17 protein-coding genes and 3 pseudogenes are annotated in these 17,442 nt (G+C 48.9%); 13 read left to right on the top strand and 7 right to left on the bottom strand.

Annotation, left to right across the window (positions count from 1 at the left end):
* Positions 1 to 346 precede the first annotated feature (346 nt).
* The 4 genes from purK to ppiB form a co-directional block, all read right to left on the bottom strand.
* A complete protein-coding gene (gene purK / locus IG609_RS06005) occupies positions 347 to 1,417 on the bottom strand; it encodes a 5-(carboxyamino)imidazole ribonucleotide synthase (RefSeq protein WP_193399339.1) in 1,071 nt (356 codons plus the stop codon).
* Positions 1,414 to 1,923, bottom strand: a complete 510-nt coding sequence (purE, locus tag IG609_RS06010) for a 5-(carboxyamino)imidazole ribonucleotide mutase (protein WP_014916138.1) — start codon at positions 1,921 to 1,923, stop codon at positions 1,414 to 1,416. Before purE ends, purK begins: the two co-directional genes overlap by 4 nt.
* A gap of 190 nt (positions 1,924 to 2,113) precedes the next feature.
* Positions 2,114 to 2,836 carry a UDP-2,3-diacylglucosamine diphosphatase gene (lpxH, locus tag IG609_RS06015; protein WP_193399338.1) on the bottom strand — a complete coding sequence of 241 codons (723 nt, stop codon included), beginning with the start codon at positions 2,834 to 2,836 and terminating at the stop codon, positions 2,114 to 2,116.
* A gap of 10 nt (positions 2,837 to 2,846) precedes the next feature.
* Positions 2,847 to 3,341, bottom strand: a complete 495-nt coding sequence (gene ppiB, locus IG609_RS06020) for a peptidylprolyl isomerase B (RefSeq protein ID WP_010280320.1) — start codon at positions 3,339 to 3,341, stop codon at positions 2,847 to 2,849.
* A gap of 421 nt (positions 3,342 to 3,762) precedes the next feature.
* On the opposite strand from ppiB, the gene IG609_RS06025 reads away from it, so the two are divergent.
* Positions 3,763 to 4,194 (top strand): DoxX family protein, encoded by a 432-nt coding sequence (locus IG609_RS06025; RefSeq protein ID WP_180785128.1) that lies wholly within the window; start codon positions 3,763 to 3,765, stop codon positions 4,192 to 4,194.
* Positions 4,195 to 4,463: 269 nt separating this feature from the next.
* Complete coding sequence (cysS, locus tag IG609_RS06030) at positions 4,464 to 5,849, top strand: cysteine--tRNA ligase (protein WP_193399337.1); 1,386 nt, start codon at positions 4,464 to 4,466, stop codon at positions 5,847 to 5,849.
* Positions 5,850 to 5,938: 89 nt separating this feature from the next.
* Here the strand turns inward: cysS and ybcJ are convergent, their stop codons facing one another.
* Together ybcJ and folD are read right to left on the bottom strand one after the other, a co-directional pair.
* Positions 5,939 to 6,151, bottom strand: a complete 213-nt coding sequence (gene ybcJ / locus IG609_RS06035; protein WP_193399336.1) for a ribosome-associated protein YbcJ — start codon at positions 6,149 to 6,151, stop codon at positions 5,939 to 5,941.
* Positions 6,152 to 6,183: 32 nt separating this feature from the next.
* Positions 6,184 to 7,047 carry a bifunctional methylenetetrahydrofolate dehydrogenase/methenyltetrahydrofolate cyclohydrolase FolD gene (folD, locus tag IG609_RS06040; protein WP_193399335.1) on the bottom strand — a complete coding sequence of 288 codons (864 nt, stop codon included), beginning with the start codon at positions 7,045 to 7,047 and terminating at the stop codon, positions 6,184 to 6,186.
* Positions 7,048 to 7,417: 370 nt separating this feature from the next.
* Between folD and IG609_RS06045 the strand changes: the two genes are divergently transcribed.
* From IG609_RS06045 to cml, 11 genes and pseudogenes are all read left to right on the top strand, one after another.
* A complete protein-coding gene (locus IG609_RS06045) occupies positions 7,418 to 7,741 on the top strand; it encodes a PTS sugar transporter subunit IIA (RefSeq protein WP_010280285.1) in 324 nt (107 codons plus the stop codon).
* 148 nt (positions 7,742 to 7,889) lie between these two features.
* A pseudogene (locus IG609_RS20590) lies at positions 7,890 to 8,011 on the top strand (LysR family transcriptional regulator); the annotation flags it as partial.
* Positions 8,007 to 8,201, top strand: a pseudogene (locus IG609_RS06050) (LysR substrate-binding domain-containing protein); the annotation flags it as partial. The pseudogenes IG609_RS20590 and IG609_RS06050, both read left to right, overlap by 5 nt.
* 90 nt (positions 8,202 to 8,291) lie before the next feature.
* On the top strand, positions 8,292 to 8,678 hold the full coding sequence (locus tag IG609_RS06055; RefSeq protein ID WP_193399334.1) for a hypothetical protein: 387 nt from the start codon (positions 8,292 to 8,294) through the stop codon (positions 8,676 to 8,678).
* Positions 8,679 to 9,040: 362 nt separating this feature from the next.
* Positions 9,041 to 10,177 (top strand): D-alanyl-lipoteichoic acid biosynthesis protein DltD, encoded by a 1,137-nt coding sequence (locus tag IG609_RS06060; protein ID WP_193399333.1) that lies wholly within the window; start codon positions 9,041 to 9,043, stop codon positions 10,175 to 10,177.
* A 129-nt stretch (positions 10,178 to 10,306) separates the two neighbouring features.
* Complete coding sequence (locus IG609_RS06065) at positions 10,307 to 11,425, top strand: membrane-bound O-acyltransferase family protein (RefSeq protein WP_193399343.1); 1,119 nt, start codon at positions 10,307 to 10,309, stop codon at positions 11,423 to 11,425.
* Positions 11,422 to 12,855: an AMP-binding protein gene (locus IG609_RS06070; protein WP_180785144.1), complete on the top strand. Its 1,434-nt coding sequence runs from the start codon at positions 11,422 to 11,424 to the stop codon at positions 12,853 to 12,855. The genes IG609_RS06065 and IG609_RS06070 overlap by 4 nt, the downstream gene beginning before the upstream one ends.
* A gap of 17 nt (positions 12,856 to 12,872) precedes the next feature.
* Positions 12,873 to 13,094, top strand: coding sequence for an acyl carrier protein (locus tag IG609_RS06075; protein ID WP_010300175.1), 222 nt, complete (start codon positions 12,873 to 12,875; stop codon positions 13,092 to 13,094).
* A gap of 241 nt (positions 13,095 to 13,335) precedes the next feature.
* Positions 13,336 to 14,214, top strand: coding sequence for a TauD/TfdA family dioxygenase (locus IG609_RS06080; RefSeq protein WP_039316352.1), 879 nt, complete (start codon positions 13,336 to 13,338; stop codon positions 14,212 to 14,214).
* The gene (locus tag IG609_RS06085; RefSeq protein WP_193399332.1) at positions 14,211 to 15,635 is read left to right on the top strand and encodes an FAD-binding protein; all 1,425 of its coding nucleotides are present in this window, start codon (positions 14,211 to 14,213) and stop codon (positions 15,633 to 15,635) included. The genes IG609_RS06080 and IG609_RS06085 overlap by 4 nt, the downstream gene beginning before the upstream one ends.
* A gap of 276 nt (positions 15,636 to 15,911) precedes the next feature.
* Positions 15,912 to 17,114, top strand: coding sequence for a CmlA/FloR family chloramphenicol efflux MFS transporter (gene cml, locus IG609_RS06090; protein WP_193399331.1), 1,203 nt, complete (start codon positions 15,912 to 15,914; stop codon positions 17,112 to 17,114).
* A 104-nt stretch (positions 17,115 to 17,218) separates the two neighbouring features.
* Here the strand turns inward: cml and IG609_RS06095 are convergent.
* Positions 17,219 to 17,344, bottom strand: a pseudogene (locus IG609_RS06095) (Arm DNA-binding domain-containing protein); the annotation flags it as partial.
* Positions 17,345 to 17,442: the final 98 nt, after the last annotated feature.

Here is a 17,442-nt window from a genome sequence, read left to right on the forward strand (position 1 = left end):
TATATCGTGGTGGTCAGCGAATAATATTGAGGCGATCACAGAAATGAATTGACGGGAAATATTTTAATAAATTTCCGCGCAAATTAAAATATCAATCTTGATACTTTATTTTAAATATTTTTAACGGCTCGTTATTGATACTTTATTTAATTGCCGAGTGATGAAAAATGAACAATAAATAAAATAAAGCGCAGATGAAATAATAAACGCAATTTTGTTGATGTCACGCGTAATGATGTTTTTTCTCTTTTGAGGGCGTATCAATGGTGCGGTTCCTGCTGTTGCATCACATCAGATGAGAGCTACCCGGCAGAGTGCAACCTGCCGGATAACGGTCACCGATCTGTCAGGCGGTGAGTTTTTCTTCTGCCCATGCCAGACCACTGTGGTATTCCTCTGGTAAGAGAGGTGCCAGCGATTGCAACGTGCGTTGCAATTGTACGGTGTCCGACGACGGTAGATTGAGGTGTCCAACTTTACGGCCAGGACGAACGTCTTTCTCATACCAGTGCAGGTGTACCAGCGGCAGCGCCAGCCAGTCGATATTCACATCAGTGCCGATCAGGTTGACCATCACCGACGGCGTTTCGACCACTGGTACTGGCAGCGGCAGATCCAGAATGGCGCGCAGATGTAGCTCAAACTGGCTGATGGACGCACCATTTTGTGTCCAGTGTCCGCTATTGTGCACGCGTGGAGCCAGCTCGTTAATGAGCAGGTGATCGCCGACGATAAAGCATTCCATCGCCATCACGCCCACATAACCCAGCGCATTCATTATTGCGGACAGCATCTGTTCAGCCTGCTGCTGCAACTGCGGATCGGGTTGAGGGAAAGCCACGCTGGTACGCAGAATGCCATCCTGATGCAGGTTATGAGTGAGCGGGTAGAACACACATTTGCCGTGCGTATTGCGGGCACCCACCAGCGAGACTTCGCCAGAAAAGTTAATGCCTTGCTCAACGATGCATTCGCCGTAGCAGTCAGCGGGCAGCGTTTGCTGTTCGCCATCGCGCAAGCGCCACTGTCCACGACCGTCGTAACCGCCGACGCGACGTTTAACGATCGCTAATTCACCCAATGAGGCGAAGACGTGTGGCCATTCATCGGCGCTAGCCAGAAGTTGCCACGGGGCGGTTGCCAGATTCAACGAATCCAGCAGCTGCTTTTGCGTCAGGCGATCGGCCAGACGCGGGAAAATATCGCGGTTTGCAAACGCCGTGTGCTCGGCTAACTCGCGCGTGAGGGCGGTTTCCGGCCAGCGTTCGATCTCGGCGGTAATGACACTGTTATGAAACGGAACCGACTCCGGTTCTGCATCCAGACCCACTGGGTAAACCGCAATACCTAGCGGTTCACCAGCCTGACGGAGCATTCTGCCCAACTGACCATTGCCTAATACGCAAACCGGTTTCATGCCTCCTCCCGCGGATCGGGATGAGAGAGCACATCATCGGTTTGCGCCTGACGCCAGTCTGCCAGCCGGGTGGCGATACCATTGTCATGCAGGGCAAGAATTTGTGCGGCCAGCAGAGCCGCATTCGCTGCGCCGGCTTTGCCAATGGCCAACGTGCCGACCGGAATACCGCGAGGCATTTGGACGATGGAATACAGGCTATCTACACCGCTCAGCGTTGAGCTTTGTACCGGCACGCCAAGCACGGGAACCAGCGTTTTCGCTGCCAGCATACCCGGCAGATGTGCTGCGCCGCCTGCGCCCGCGATAATCACATCAAAACCGTTCTGTGCCGCTTGCTCAGCAAAGCTGAACAGCTTATCCGGTGTCCGGTGTGCAGAAACGACTTCGGTATGAAAAGGAATGTTCAGCGTGGTGAGGATTTCCGCAGCAAACTGCATGGTGGCCCAGTCACTCTTTGAACCCATGACGATGGCAATTTTAGCCGGGGCAACGTTGGATGACATGCCTGTAACGCTCCTGTAGTTGTACCTATAATTGTACGTGTTCGTGACGCGTTCGCGTCGGCCAGACAGGGAGGGTCTGGCGTTGAGGGCGTAGAGCATATCACGCCATTATGGCGAGGAAAACGGTTGCGTATGCGGAAATGCTGGGGGAATAAGGCGAGAGACCGTTAAGTCAATGTCAGGAAACGCATTAAAATGGGAAGGAAATCAGTTCGATATTTTGTGGTGTGACCTTAATCATCGATCCTTCTTCGTGCCAGGCACCCAGAACGGCACGACGACCAGAAGATTCGCCGAGATCGACCTGATGAATTGCCGGACGGTGCGTGTGGCCGTGGATCATCGTTTCCACTTGATAATGCCGTAGGCGTTCAAGTACGGCGTCGTGATTGACATCCATAATCTGCTGCGATTTTTTCTGGTTTTCCTGCTGGCTGGTCGCCCGCATCTTCGCCGCAATTTTCACGCGTAATGACAAAGGCAATAGCAGGAAGAGTCGCTGAATGAATGGGTTGTGTACCCGGCGGCGGAATTGCTGATAATGCTGATCGTCAGTGCACAGGGTATCGCCATGCAGAATGAGGATCTTCTGGCCGTAGAGGCCGAGCACCGTTTCCGTCGGCAGCAGCGTCATTCCGCTTTGTTTGGCGAAACGCTTACCGATCAGAAAATCACGGTTGCCGTGCACGAAATAGCAGGGAATGCCGCGCTGATGTAAGGCATACAGTTCCTCGGCGACAGTCGTATGCAATGGCTGGGGATCGTCGTCACCAATCCAGGCATCGAACAGATCGCCAAGAATGTACAGCGCATCGGCATGAATCGCATCATGGCGTAAAAAACGCAGAAAACCGGCGGTAATCGCCGGTTCATGAACACTTAAATGCAGATCGGCAATGAACAGCGTTGCCATGCAGGTCGGATTATTCGCTGACCGTTACGTGGGTAATCACCACGTCTTCTTTCGGTACGTCCTGATGCATGCCGCTGCGGCCGGTAGCCACGCCTTTGATTTTATCAACGACGTCCATGCCTTCGGTGACTTCAGCGAATACGCAGTAGCCCCAGCCATCGGCACGCTCTGAACGGAAGTTCAGGAAGTCGTTATCAACGAGGTTGATAAAGAACTGGGCAGTTGCAGAGTGCGGATCGTTGGTACGTGCCATCGCCAATGTGCCACGGGTATTTTTCAGGCCGTTGTTGGCTTCATTTTTGATTGTCGCATTGGTTTCTTTCTGATCCATGCCGGGAGCGAAGCCGCCGCCCTGAATCATAAAACCATTAATCACGCGGTGAAAAATCGTGTTGTCATAAAAACCGCTGCGACAGTAGTTCAGGAAGTTTTCTACGGTAACCGGCGCTTTGTCTGCAAACGTATTAATAACGATATCGCCGTGGTTGGTATGAAGCGTAATCATAATAATGAACCCTAGATAGCCTTAGTGATTAAGAGTGCTGTTCACAAAAGGCGGTGAACAACAAGAGCGCTGTTATAGCATAACTGGTCGATTGAGTCAGTACTTCGCGCTTACTGCACCGCTGTTGGTCGTTGGATGGATGAGAAAATCGTATCAAAAGGTTTACTACTCTGATTTTGGTAGGCCTGAAATAATATGTGCGCTTAAGAATAGTGCGCAATAAGGTGTTAATCAGGCAATAGGGACTTTTAAAAACAAATAAATTGATCAAAAATTCAAATAATAGTTAATTAATTTGAATGAGATTTTTGTTGCCCCAGATCAATGTTTTGCGGAATCAACGTGTTCTTTTTTTATGGCTCAGATTAATCTGAGAGTAATTCTTATTCTTCATAAATAACTCTAAAGAGATAGGTGAACTATGCTGGGTATTCTGGATAGTGTTAATCGTTTATTAGACAAACCGGATTTTGGCAAACTGTTTTTGCGCGTATCTTTCAGCATTTTGATGCTGTTTCACGGCTGGCATAAGGTACACGGTGGAATCGGTGCCATTGAAGGCATGCTGACCTCGGCAGGACTCCCTGCTTTTGTGGGTTACGGTGTCTATGTCGGAGAAGTCATCACCCCGATTCTGATGATTCTCGGGATTCTTACACGTCCTTCTGCACTGGTCTTCTCCTTTACCATGGTCGTCGCAACCTTACTGGTCAACTCTGGTGGTTTCGCTACGTTGGCCAAAACCGGTGCTTGGGGTGTTGAAGGCACGGCGGTGTTCTTCTTTGCGGGTATCGCGATTGCCCTGCTCGGTAGCGGAAAATACTCTGTGATGTCCAATCCGCGCTGGCGTTAATGGTTTTTTGTCGGCGGATTGCTTTTGTCAGTCACCGTCAATGATGTGAAATGGCCCGGATTTTCCGGGCCATTTCATTTTTATCCTTTCTCGCTGATTCCCTCTTCTTATTAACCTTGCAATACAGTAGGGTTCAGGTTTCAATACGCCGTTGGGTGTCAACCCTGAATGCATTGATGTTACTGACGCTAACTGCGGCTGTGAAAACCATTTCTTTGAAACCATTTTTTTGTGAAAACCATTTTTTATAAAAACACTGGAACGCCCTGATGCTAAAGATTTTTAATACGCTGAGTCGCCAAAAAGAGGAATTTAAACCTATCCACGCCGGTCAGGTGGGAATGTATGTGTGTGGCATCACCGTTTATGACCTGTGTCATATCGGTCACGGGCGTACTTTCGTGGCGTTTGATGTGGTGGCGCGGTATTTGCGGTATCTGGGATATTCACTGAAATATGTGCGTAATGTCACCGATATTGACGACAAAATTATTAAACGTGCGATCGAGAATGGGGAAACCAGTGACCAACTGACGACCCGCATGATCGCAGAGATGCACGCCGATTTTGATGCGTTGAATATTCTGCGTCCGGATGCTGAGCCGTGTGCGACGCACCATATTGCTGACATCATCGAAATGGTGGAAACGCTGATTGCCCGTCGCCACGCCTATGTCGCGAGTAATGGCGATGTGATGTTCTCCGTTGATACCGCGCCGGGCTACGGTGTGCTGTCTCGTCAGGATCTGGATCAGTTGCAGGCTGGCGCGCGCGTTGAAATTACCGAAGTGAAGCGTAACCCGATGGATTTCGTGCTGTGGAAGATGTCCAAGCCGGGTGAGCCTCACTGGTCCTCTCCGTGGGGAGAAGGACGCCCTGGCTGGCACATCGAATGTTCTGCCATGAACTGCAAACAGTTGGGCTCGCATTTTGATATTCACGGCGGCGGTTCCGATTTGATGTTCCCGCACCACGAAAACGAGATCGCGCAGTCCAGTTGTGCACACGACGGCTCGTATGTGAATTACTGGATGCACTCCGGCATGGTGATGGTTGACCGCGAGAAGATGTCAAAGTCGCTCAACAATTTCTTCACCGTACGCGACGTGCTGGCGTATTACGACCCAGAAACTGTGCGTTACTTCCTGATGTCAGGCCACTACCGTAGCCAGTTGAACTACAGCGAAGACAACCTGAAACAGGCGCGTGCGGCGCTTGATCGTCTGTATACGGCGCTGCGTGGAACGGATGCTAGCGCTGCGGCGCACGGCGGTGACGAGTTTGAAGCCCGTTTCCGTGAGGCGATGGACGACGATTTCAACACGCCGGAAGCCTATTCGGTACTGTTTGATATGGCGCGTGAAGTTAACCGCCTGAAAACGGAAGATGTACAAGCGGCGAACCAACTGGCATCGGCACTGCGTAAACTGTCTGGCGTGCTTGGCCTGCTGGAACAGGATCCTGAGCAGTTCCTGCAAAATGGCGCGCAGGTGGATGACGAGGAAGTGAAGGAAATCGAAGCGTTAATCCAACAGCGTAAAGATGCGCGTGCGGCGAAAGACTGGGCGTTAGCGGATCAGGCTCGCGATCGCTTGAATGACATGGGGATCGTGTTGGAAGATGGCCCGCAGGGAACGATTTGGCGCCGTAAGTAGAGTTTTCTTCCTGCAACACGCTTTCAGTAAATAAAAAGCCCGCGACATGAATCGCGGGCTTTTTTTCGCCATCATCGACGCTGTGAGGGTTACTCGGTAACGTTTACCGTCTCGCCATTGAACCGAACGGTTTGCCCTGCAACGATTTTGCAGCGTTTTCGGGTTTCCGTCTGGCCGTCAACGGTCACGTCGCCTGCGGCGATAGACAGTTTGGCTGCTGCGCCACTTTCACTCCAGCCAAGCAGTTTCAAGAGATCGCACAGTTCAACGTGCGGATGTTTTTCAAGATTAAAGGTTGCCATAAATTCCTGCTTATCCGTGTTTGACTCGCCAATTATTCGGCGTGGTCATGATACTCTTCGCACGCCTGTAGCGTGTTTTGAATCAGTGTGGCAACGGTCATTGGGCCGACGCCGCCCGGTACGGGGCTGATATAAGACGCGCTTTCCTGCGCCGTTTCAAATTCCACATCGCCGACCACTTTGCCGCTTTCCAAACGGTTGATACCCACGTCCAGCACAATCGCGCCCGGTTTAATCCATTCGCCGGGGATGAAGCCCGGTTTACCCACCGCGACAACCAGCAGGTCGGCGTTTTCAACATGGTGGCGTAGATTTTTGGTGAAACGGTGCGTGACGGTAGTCGTACAGCCAGCCAGCAGCAGTTCCAGACTCATCGGACGGCCAACGATATTGGACGCGCCGACCACAACGGCATTCAGCCCGAAGGTGTCGATATTATAACGCTCCAACAGCGTGATGATGCCGCGTGGCGTACAGGCGCGCAGCATTGGCGCACGCTGGCACAGCCGACCCACGTTGTAAGGATGGAAGCCATCCACATCTTTACTTGGCGCGATGCGCTCAATCACCTTGGTATTATCGATGCCTTCCGGCAGCGGAAGCTGAACCAGAATACCGTCAATTGTCTGGTCGGCGTTGAGCTGGTCGATAAGAGCTAACAGTTCTGATTCTGTTGCGGTGGCGGGCAAATCATAAGAACGGGAAATAAAACCGACTTCTTCACACACCTTGCGCTTGCTGGCGACATAAATCTGTGACGCTGGATTCTCGCCGACCAGCACAACAGCCAGACCCGGTGCGCGTTTTCCTTCAGCTAAACGCTGTGTGACTCGTGCGGCAACTTCGTCTTTAACCTGCTGCGCAATCGTTTTACCATCAATAATCTTTGCTGCCATCTGAGAAGAGACCCATCAATTTGAAATAGGGGGAGATGGCCGCTATTTTGTCAGAAGCTGCGTGCGCTGTCAGGTATTGCATCAATATTAATTATTTCTAGATTGGAACTGAGAGCGCTGTTCACTCACCGCGAACCGGTAAAAAACAGGCTGACATATCTGTGAAATTTATTTCATCGGAAATGAGATATAACGTCATGATTTAAAGAAACAAATATTTATTCATCATCTATATTTACTTTGCAGGCTGTGAGTAGCGATACAACAAATGCACCGTACTTGCTTCGGTGTCACGTGCGCTTGTCTGCAATTTGGGGTTAATTGACCGACAAAAGGGTGACACAGCAACTGATATTCGGGGGATGCAAAAATGGATGTAGAAACGCGGATGATTGAGCTTATCGTTAAATCTGGCGAAACACGTTCCTGCGCAATGGAAGCACTGAGATCTGCTCGCCGAGGGGAGTGGGATCACGTCGATGAATTATTAAAAATGGCGGCGGTGGCGCTGAACCGAGCGCAGTTGATCCAGACTGGATTTATTGGCAACCAGAGTAAGGAAAAAGCCAATATCGAACTTATCGTGGTGCACGCGCAGGATCATCTGATGAATGCGATGCTGTGCCGTGAGCTGGCTGAAGAGATTATTGAACTCAGAAAAGAGGTCTCTGGCGTCAATCTCCACATGCGCTAGCCGCATCGCGGAGCAAAGGGAAAAGCCATTCAGTTTTACGCTGAGTGGCTTTGCTGCTTCTACCCGCCGCTGATTTTCAGCGTGGCTTAATGAGCGATTGACCGTTTCACATGGACATCATTCATGACACCACTCTTCGGACACGTAGATGTTAAAAGGAAACTTTAATGGCCTCATTTCATTCCTTGTGGTGGCAAGAGAACGTAGTTTACCAAAGCGGCGGCGAAGCTCGGGCTTTCCCAGTCGGCACTAAGCCATTCGATTAGCGGCACTTATCGGGCTCGGTCTGGCCTATGTACCGGAAGATTCGGTACGAGATGACATTGCCAGCGGGCGCCTGATGCGGGTACTAACGGAATGGTGTCCGCCGTTCCCTGGTTACTACCTGTATTATCCCAGCAGCAAACAGCATACCACTGCCTTCTCACTGTTTGTGGAAGTGCTGCGCTACCCGCGTTAGGATTGAGTTCTTGGGCTGTAAGTCAGGCGATTAAAAAGCGTTTGAGATAATCGGTTCCACCGACAAATTTTGAATATTCAAGGAAATGAAATGTGTTCTGATAATAATGACGCGCTTTTAGCGATTTTTTCTGGTGAGTTTTGCGTCAGCGACGATGTCTGGACGTTGGATGCCGTGCGGTGGGGTTTTGTTGAGAACAAAAAGATTATCGCCAGCTTGAAAGGGAAAATGGGGAGCGGCCCGTTTAATGCAGAGATAGAGTTATTATGGCGGGAAGAACTCAAAGACTATTTCGGCAGAGGCGAGATTACCTATGATAATTTCCGCTCGGAATACAAAACTAATGGTTTCGCAATAAAAATAATGGCATCAGATATTTATGTAGAAGATGATGTTTGTGTTATTGACGATGCTGAATGGCTGGAAAATGGCCATCCATATTCATTTTATGGCGATCTAGAGCGGGTAGCGAACTGAAGTAAATAGCGGTTGTTTTCAAAAGTGATCCCTATTCACATAACGTCTAAAGCGCTTGAGCCCCATCCCTACAGTCACGAGTAAACGCAGCTTCACGGCGTTGCTGCCTCCGAACCTTGCTACCTCATATTTTGGTCGTGTAAGCAAGTGCGGATGCCTTAGAACCCTTCTCCTGTCTCGATCTCGTGGGGCTCGTCAGCCTTATTCTGTGACGGACATAAACACTGTACATACCGTTACACAGCAACGCTCATCATCCAAGATAAGCCTGGTATATAATCCGAAAATACGGGGATAGATTTACTGTGAACATAAAAATTCACAAATTTCAAACAATAAATATCATGTAGTCTTACTTTATAATGAAAATCAAAAATACTCTCTGCCTACATATCCTGATGGCTACCCTCGCCATCCTGTTTCTTAGCGTTCCCCCGCTGGTGAAGAGCATTGATCCGGCGCTAACGTTCCAGCCTCTGATTAACACAATGGAAGGGACGACAAAGGAACAAAAGGAAAAGATAGCCACCATTTCCCATGCGTTACAGGGGAATGCGATTTTCTTTCTCGGTGCTTCTGAGGTCTCTACCTCTGAAGATGAACATTACGCAGTCTATAATTACTTTAATAACCAGTTACATCGTCCGGTAGTGGCGTATGGCGATAGTTATGTCGATAGTGTCACACATTTTTTACTGCTCTCACGCTTTAAAAACGAGCTTAATGCTAACAGTAAGGTTGTTTTGCTGCTGGCACCGGATAGCTTTTATTCAGACGGTATTCCCCCAGCTATTTTTGCCAACAATTTCCCGGCATCTATTTTTGATCCGCTGATGCAGGATGATCAGGCGCGCCCCTTTTTGGTCAATTACTTACAAGATATCGATAAAGAAGAGATAAGCCATTTAACGTTCGGCCAAATGAAAGTCTATGGCTGGCACCCGCAAATTATCTGGCAGGAAGTGAGTTATCAATTTGCTAATTTCTGCGAGCTGATAAAAAACGACTGGCTGGCAATGTTACGTATTGTTCCTCAGCCCACACAACCGTGGCCTCAGCAACCCGCCTCCAACATGATTCCAGACTGGAATCGTGAGTTGGCGCAGGCTCATGTGCTGAACCAGTCTCGCCAGCAAAGTGCAGAGACATTGTGGATGGATAAAGCTGTGTTTGCAGACGATCAAACGCCGGAAGAGTGGGATAACGCGCCGATTGTTCCGGCGCAGATGGAGGCCTTAAGGGCGACGGTCAAGCTGCTGAAAGCGCGCAACGTCCAGTTTGTGGTCATTGTCGATCCGATTAATCCATGGGCGATTAATAACTCCCAGAAATTTCAGCCAGTCGACAGACAAATCAGGTCGATGCTGGAAGAAAATCAGGTGCGCTATTTTGATATGTATGCGCAGCCTTATCAGAACGGTTGGAATTGGGATCGCCTGCATCCAACTGAACCGGCATGGGTCGCCATGGATCAATTTATTGCGGAGAGTTTTAAATGATGAAAACTGCCATTCGCCTTTTTTTCCTTTATCTCTTTCTGGCAGTCACCATTGTCGCGTGGACCTCTGTTGATGAAAGCATGAGTTTAAAAGTGCATTTTGAATATCAAAAATTCTGAAGGATGAATGATGTACAGCTCCGGAATGTTTTTTTTCCTTCTGTTTTCATCAGCATTACTGTTTGCGCTGGTTAATCGCGTATTCCGTTATCGGCTGACGTATTTATCTGCCTTCTCCGTATTGGCGGTGTTCGGCTGGGGATATATTTTCCAGGGTGACTACGTTGTTCCCGTGGCGGTGTTCCTGAGCTTTTATCTTCTCGTCACCTTAAAAGAGAAAGGGTGGTTAAAAACTTGGCAGGCGGTCAGCCTGACGTTGCTCCCGTTGTTTTTGGTGAAATTACACCTTAATAACCACTGGGGCATGATCGGTCTGTCCTTTATGACCTTCCGCGCCATTGATGTCCTGCTTTATCGCAGCAAAAAGGATGGTCGGAATATCTTGCACTACTTCTGCTACCTCTTTATGCCTTTTATTATTCTGGCTGGCCCGATGTATCGCTGGCGGACGTGGCTTAGCGACATTAATAAACCTGTATTCACGATGACCCGTGAGCAGTTTTTAGTGGCGATGGAGCAGATTTTCACCGGCATTATTCAAAAATTTTTATTCGCCATGCTGATCAATAACCTGGTGATTGAGTCGTGGAGCCAGCGCCCGTTTACGTTAAGTGTGGGTGTCGTGATGTCGCTGGCTTACAGCGCTTACCTTTACTTTGATTTTGCTGGCTACAGCAATATGGCTATCGGGGCTGGGCGCTTATTTGGTCTGAATATCCCAGAGAACTTCAATATGCCTATTCTGGCGAAAAACCCGCAGGATTTCTGGCGACGGTTCCACATCAGCTTGTCTGAATGGCTGAGGGATGTGGTCTTTATGCCGATTTATATGAATCTGATGAAGCTCGATTTTTTCCGACAAAACAAAACGTTGGCACAGAATGTTGGCATCTTCTGCACCCTGTTTTGTATGGGGGCATGGAACGGGCTTGAACGACACTATGTTATCAGCGGCGCGCTGTTTGGCGCCATTTCGGTTGCTCACAACATGCTGCAGTGGTCAGCCAAACGCAGTCCGGCACTGAGCAATTGTCTACACCATCCGGTTATTGTGTTCATCGGTCGAATTCTGACGCTGGCAAGCGCCGCGGCCTCCCTCTACATCTTTAGCGGAATGTCCCCACTATGAACCTTCACTCAGAGCTTCAGGAACTACAAGATTTCCTCCGGGCGGCATTACTCGATCCCGCGAACCCACAGCAGTTGGCGATTAGTGGCAGCGATGACGTGATGACCTGGCAACAGCTCTCCGTCGCCGTGACAGACTGGTCGCATCGTTATCAGCACTACCAGCAGCCTGATGGCGCGCCGGTCGTGTTATATGGTCATCAGCAGGCCGAGTTTGCCGTGGCAATCTATAGCTGCCTGCTGCACAATATTCCGTATATCCCGGTGGATTGCATCTATCCACAGGAGCGGCTCAACGAGATTTGTCATCTGGCGAGCGCCCCTTATTATTACGATGTGGCGACCCGACAGTTCATTGCGACCGGTGAGGAAGGGCAGGCGCTGGTCGAGCAAGATCTTGCCTATATTATGTTTACCTCCGGCAGTACCGGAAAGCCGAAAGGGGTGCAGATCGGGCGTGAAAGCCTGTGGCACTTTATGAAGTGGGTGCGTCAGGACTTTTCGCTGCCAGACGTGCCGGTGCTGATGAACCATGCCGTGTTCAGCTTCGATCTCTCCTTGATTCCGCTGCTGGCGAATCTGGCAACGGGAGGGCATATCGTCCTGAATGCGAAAGAGGATATCGCGGCAGAAAACTGGCTCGATCGCCTGAAAGACAATGGCGTTTCCGTCTGGGTGTCAACGCCCTCTTTCGCCTACCAGAGGCTGCTTTCCCCTCAGTTCAACAGTGAATATTTACCTGAACTTAACGTCTTCGTGTTCATTGGCGAAGTGCTCAACAAAGCGCTGGTCAAACAGTTACGCCGTCGCTTCCCGCATGCCAAAATTCTCAACTCCTATGGCCCAACGGAAGCGACCATCGCGACCACCGTCATCGAAATTACCGATGAAATCCTGCACAGCGAAAATGATCTGCTGCCGGTGGGTACGATGATGCCGGACTCCAGAATGGAAATTACGTCTGAGGGCGAATTGATCATTTGGGGCAAAAATGTGATGCGCGGTTACCTTGGGCTGGCGAAAGAGAATGCGGAAAAATTGCTGCATCGGGAGAGCGAAGCATTCCGAGGCTACAGAACTGGCGATCTGGGATACGAGGACGGACTGCTATACTGTCAGGGTCGCAATGACAGCCAGATCAAACTGAATGGCTATCGTATTGAAATCAATGAGATTGAAAATCGTCTGCTGGCGATATCCGACATCAGCGAAGCGGTAGTTCTGCCGTTGATGAAATCGGGCGGTGGTGTTCTGCGCATCGCAGCGTTCTGTGTGACGAACTTAGCGCCAGAAGCGATTAAAACATCGCTCTCGAAGGTGATTCCGCCTTACATGGTGCCTTCCCAAATTATTATAAAAGATGCGTTGCCGCTTAACCCTAACGGCAAAATTGATCGTAAACTGCTGGACAGCCATGCCCGAACGATCTAATGACTCAGGAAAAAATGATGGAACAAGAAATACTCGCGCTGTTTGAAAAGATCTTATCCCGTAAAGTGGGCTTTAACGACGAGCTGATTGAGTCTGATATTCTCGACTCTATTCTGGCGGTCGACTTGGTGCTGGAAGTGCAGGACGTTTACGGCTGCGTGATCCCGCCAACCGAAGTCGCCACCGTTCTGAAAACCCCAGCAGATTTGGCTCGCTACATTGAAGAGAACCGCGGCTAAGCCTGAAACGGCGACGATTTTTTCTCGTTATTTAAAGACCCCAGATAGGTTTATCTGGGGTTTTTTAATTGGGGGGAGTATCAAGGTCCATTACATCATTAGATAGTAGTGAAAAGAGGAGGGCAGTGATTCTCTATTCAAACCCTCCTAATTATTAAAATTGTATCCGTGGTGTTGAATATTTGTTGCCGATATTATCTGAAAAGATCTTTCAGCAATGGATAATACACGGAGAAGTAAAATGGACTCATTCACTTTAGAAGATCGCTTTGATTATCAGCCTTTAACCCATTCCCAAGGTGAAACCTGTCATTTTGGTGTGCGTATTGAGCCTAAACAGTCAGGCGTGCATATTGGTGAATTATCACCTACCTGGCTGCGTACATTAGTAGAGAATGAACAATTAGTGGTACTGAGAGGCTTTGATAGCTTTACGAGTGCAGAAAATTTAACAACATACTGCGCAGCCATTGGTGACATTATGCAATGGCCATTTGGTGCCGTGTTGGAGCTGGTTGAACAACCCGATGCGACCGACCATATCTTTGCTAATAACTATGTTCCCTTGCACTGGGACGGCATGTACCTTAAAACCGTGCCGGAACTACAAGTCTTTCAATGTGTCTCAGCCGTTGGCGAAGGGCAGGGTGGGCGAACCACGTTTTCGAGTACCACTACGGCGTTACGTCTGGCGTCACCCGAAACCAAAGCGCTGTGGCAGCGTGCCACAGGTCAGTATCAGCGCGCCGTCGAGCTATACAGCAGTACCGCGCAGGCTCCTATTATCGAGCAACACCCTTACCGCACTCATCCCGTCATTCGTTTTTGTGAGCCACCGATTGCTGGTGATAAAGAATTCTTGAACCCGTCCACTTATCACTTCTCCGGTATTGAACCTGAAGAGCAAGAGCAATTACTCAGCAGCTTGCAGCATGCCTTATATGATCCACGTGTTCAGTATGCTCACCAATGGCAAAGCGGCGACATTGTCATTGCAGATAATTACTCGTTATTACATGGCCGTGAATCTTATGCCAGCCAGAGTGGCCGTCATCTGCGCCGAGTGCATATCCATGCTAAACAGCCGCTGACTAACCCACATTTGGTGCAGCCGTCATGAAACCACAGCATGTTGATCTCATGATTATCGGCGCTGGGCCTGTTGGCCTGGCCTGTGCCTATCTTGCTCAGCTGTCAGGTTTAAGTACCGTCATTATCGATAAATCATCAGGGCCACTAACGGTAGGCCGTGCTGATGCGCTAAACGCCCGCAGCTTACAGCTGTTTGAAATTATCGGTTTATTCGACGAGCTTTATCCCTTGGGCAAAACCTGCAATACCAGCTCAGTCTGGTCAAAAGGTCAATTTATTTCACGCCAATCTACCTGGTGGGATGCTTTAGAAGGCTGTTTCCACAAGCATTTTTTAATGATTGGTCAGGCTTATGTAGAACAAGCGCTCGATAATAAGCTCACCGCGCTAAATAGCGCTGTGCGCCGTAATACTTCTGTGGAAGATATTGTGCTGGAGGACGACGGCTGTCTCACCACGCTCACCAGCGGTGAGACCGTGCGTTCCCGGTATTTGATTGGTGCAGATGGTTCACGATCGTTTGTGCGCCAACACTTTGCTATCCCGTTTGAGATCACGCGGCCACAAATTACCTGGGCAGTGATTGATGGCGAAATAGAAACTGATTTCCCAAAAGTACCGGAAATTATTGTTTTCCAAGCAGAAACCGCGGATGTCGCCTGGATACCACGTGAAGGTAAGATTGATCGTTTCTATATCCAGATGGAGAGTGAGGACTTCACGCAACAGCAGGCGATAGATAAAATTAACCATGCTCTGCAACCACACCGTCTGTGCTTCAAGTCTATTGAGTGGTATTCACAATTCTCGGTTAAAGAGTCTGTAGCAGAACACTACATCCTTGAAAATAAATTATTTATCGCTGGTGATGCGAGCCATATTCACTCGGTAAATGGTGGGCAAGGGTTAAATACGGGGTTGGCCGATGCATTTAACCTCATCTGGAAAATGGCGATGATTACCCATCATCATGCGCCCCAAACGCTATTACAGAGTTACGAAACGGAGCGAAAAGCGGTCGCGCTGGAAGTGGTAAAAACGTCAGCGGAGCTCGTGCGTTCAACCAAAACCTCAGAGACAGGCACCCATGCCGATGATTACGTCAAGATTGTCGAAAAACGTGCGGGTTACATCACGGGGATGGGCGTTCGCTATGGAACAGACGGGCGTGTTGGCGAAAGGTTGCATGATTTTATGTGGCGTGATTCTCAATCTAGTCAGCCAGGCAGAATTTACTCACATTTAAATTATCGCAATTACAGTTTGCTCATCATTGGTGCGGCGATTGTCCCTGCATCACTGCCTGATATCGTCAATGTCCTGCACGTTGAAACGGGAAGTAGCCCCTATTCCGATCAATACCTATTAGTGCGGCCAGATGGCTATATCGCCGCCACCGCTCCTCTCGACCAACCTTCAGTCATCAGTCATTACTTTAGCGGCTGGTGAGTTCAATAGCGTAAACGTTGCCGGCTCAGTGATTGTTGCACTGAGCTGGTTTTTCTCTGTCGAATATGATGTATGCGCGCCTGTTACAGCCTATTATCGCCAACAATCACCCAATTCGTTACTATACGAAGCTGCCCCTGAATAATGAAAACTGAGAGCATGACCAAAAAAGCAGATAACTAAGCCGCAACAACTCCCATTTACGTTGTTGCGGCGTTCTCAACGCTCCCTTTGCTCTTAGAGCGCCGCTAAATCCTTTATTCAGGAGATAATCTGGTGCGCTCAAATCACACTATCTGGCCTTATTCGCTTACCGCAACGTTATTACTGCTATCCCCCTTTGATCTGTTGGCTTCACTGGGCATGGATATGTATCTGCCCGTTGTACCCTATATGCCGGATGCTATAGGTACGACCCCGGAAGTGATTCAGTTAACATTATCGATTTATCTTGTCATGATCGGTGCTGGGCAGTTGTTATTCGGTCCGCTGTCTGACCGTTTTGGCCGTCGCCCAATATTGCTGTGGGGCAGTTTTGTTTACCTGCTTGCGTCATTTGGGCTTGCTGTCTCGTCTTCAACAAATCTATTTTTGGTCTGTCGTTTCGCGCAGGCATGTGGGGCCTCAGCTTGCTTGGTAGCGATGTTTGCAACTGTGCGCGACATCTACGCAGGCCGTGAGGAAAGTCATGTTATCTATGGAATTCTGGGATCAATGCTCGCCATTGTACCGGCGGTTGGACCTATTATCGGGGCATTAATCGATATGTGGATGGGATGGCGGCTAATTTTTGCCATCCTTGGTATTTTGATGACAATTGCTTATGTATCTGCATGGCGATTTTGGCCTGAAACCCGACATCAGCGAACCGCTGATTTACGCTGGTCACAGCTTTTACTCCCGCTGAAAAAAATGAACTTCTGGCTTTATACCTTTTGTTACAGCGCAGGGATGGGGAGCTTTTTTGTTTTTTTCTCAACCGCACCACAAATAATGATGGGTAGACAAGGCCTGTCACCGCTTTTATTCAGCATGGTTTTTGCTACTGTCGCTATCGCAATGATGATCGCGGCTCGAATGATGGGGAAATTAATTCCTGTCTTGGGAAGTCTTAAAGTCATGCGAATAGCGATGGGATGTCTTATTTTAGGCGGAGTGGTGCTGATAATCAGTGAATTATTGTTTCCATCTTCGGTGCCTGGCTTTATTACGCCAATGTGGATAATAGGAGTAGGTATTGCTATGTCGGTTTCCATTGCCCCTAATGGTGCCTTACAGGGATTCGATGAGATTGCAGGAACGGTTACTGCGGTTTATTTCTGTTTAGGTGGAATAATATTAGGGATTATTGGGTCGCTCATCATCTCTATTTTCCCGGTTGGCACAAGTTGGCCGATTGTCACTTTTTGCTTCATACTCGCGGCGATTGTCATCGTGTTGTCCAGCATACTTGCGTCAGCTAATCGTATTGGCAATTAAGACCCTGTTAGCTATTTGATTTTTATCCTTGTACGCAATGGAAATATCTTTGCGTACAAGGTGTCATCGATAACTACCTGGAATGTTAATATTCCCGGATAGCTTTTTTCTATTTCCAATACACAATACTTCAAACGCCAATATTTTTCGCCGTTAGGCTTAATCAACAGATATAGTCCTCCGTTATCCGCCAGTTTGTATTCTCTTTCTCTTGATTTGGTAGTCTCGATCTACCGTGCATCGAGTGGCAGGATAATTCTCAATTTCTATTGAGTGAGAAGCAGTCTGCAAGTCCCCTAGAGTCCATTTATTTGGGTAAAACGGTTGA

This window comes from Pectobacterium quasiaquaticum (genome assembly GCF_014946775.2).
GTDB classification, from domain to species: Bacteria; Pseudomonadota; Gammaproteobacteria; order Enterobacterales; family Enterobacteriaceae; genus Pectobacterium; species Pectobacterium aquaticum.

Bases quoted from the DNA above. Each gene is read 5' to 3' on its own strand.
- purK (WP_193399339.1), bottom strand. From the start codon at position 1,417: ATGAAACCGGTTTGCGTATTAGGCAATGGTCAGTTGGGCAGAATGCTC.
- purE (WP_014916138.1), bottom strand. From the start codon at position 1,923: ATGTCATCCAACGTTGCCCCGGCTAAAATTGCCATCGTCATGGGTTCA.
- lpxH (WP_193399338.1), bottom strand. From the start codon at position 2,836: ATGGCAACGCTGTTCATTGCCGATCTGCATTTAAGTGTTCATGAACCG.
- ppiB (WP_010280320.1), bottom strand. From the start codon at position 3,341: ATGATTACGCTTCATACCAACCACGGCGATATCGTTATTAATACGTTT.
- IG609_RS06025 (WP_180785128.1), top strand. From the start codon at position 3,763: ATGCTGGGTATTCTGGATAGTGTTAATCGTTTATTAGACAAACCGGAT.
- cysS (WP_193399337.1), top strand. From the start codon at position 4,464: ATGCTAAAGATTTTTAATACGCTGAGTCGCCAAAAAGAGGAATTTAAA.
- ybcJ (WP_193399336.1), bottom strand. From the start codon at position 6,151: ATGGCAACCTTTAATCTTGAAAAACATCCGCACGTTGAACTGTGCGAT.
- folD (WP_193399335.1), bottom strand. From the start codon at position 7,047: ATGGCAGCAAAGATTATTGATGGTAAAACGATTGCGCAGCAGGTTAAA.
- IG609_RS06045 (WP_010280285.1), top strand. From the start codon at position 7,418: ATGGATGTAGAAACGCGGATGATTGAGCTTATCGTTAAATCTGGCGAA.
- IG609_RS06055 (WP_193399334.1), top strand. From the start codon at position 8,292: ATGTGTTCTGATAATAATGACGCGCTTTTAGCGATTTTTTCTGGTGAG.
- IG609_RS06060 (WP_193399333.1), top strand. From the start codon at position 9,041: ATGAAAATCAAAAATACTCTCTGCCTACATATCCTGATGGCTACCCTC.
- IG609_RS06065 (WP_193399343.1), top strand. From the start codon at position 10,307: ATGTACAGCTCCGGAATGTTTTTTTTCCTTCTGTTTTCATCAGCATTA.
- IG609_RS06070 (WP_180785144.1), top strand. From the start codon at position 11,422: ATGAACCTTCACTCAGAGCTTCAGGAACTACAAGATTTCCTCCGGGCG.
- IG609_RS06075 (WP_010300175.1), top strand. From the start codon at position 12,873: ATGGAACAAGAAATACTCGCGCTGTTTGAAAAGATCTTATCCCGTAAA.
- IG609_RS06080 (WP_039316352.1), top strand. From the start codon at position 13,336: ATGGACTCATTCACTTTAGAAGATCGCTTTGATTATCAGCCTTTAACC.
- IG609_RS06085 (WP_193399332.1), top strand. From the start codon at position 14,211: ATGAAACCACAGCATGTTGATCTCATGATTATCGGCGCTGGGCCTGTT.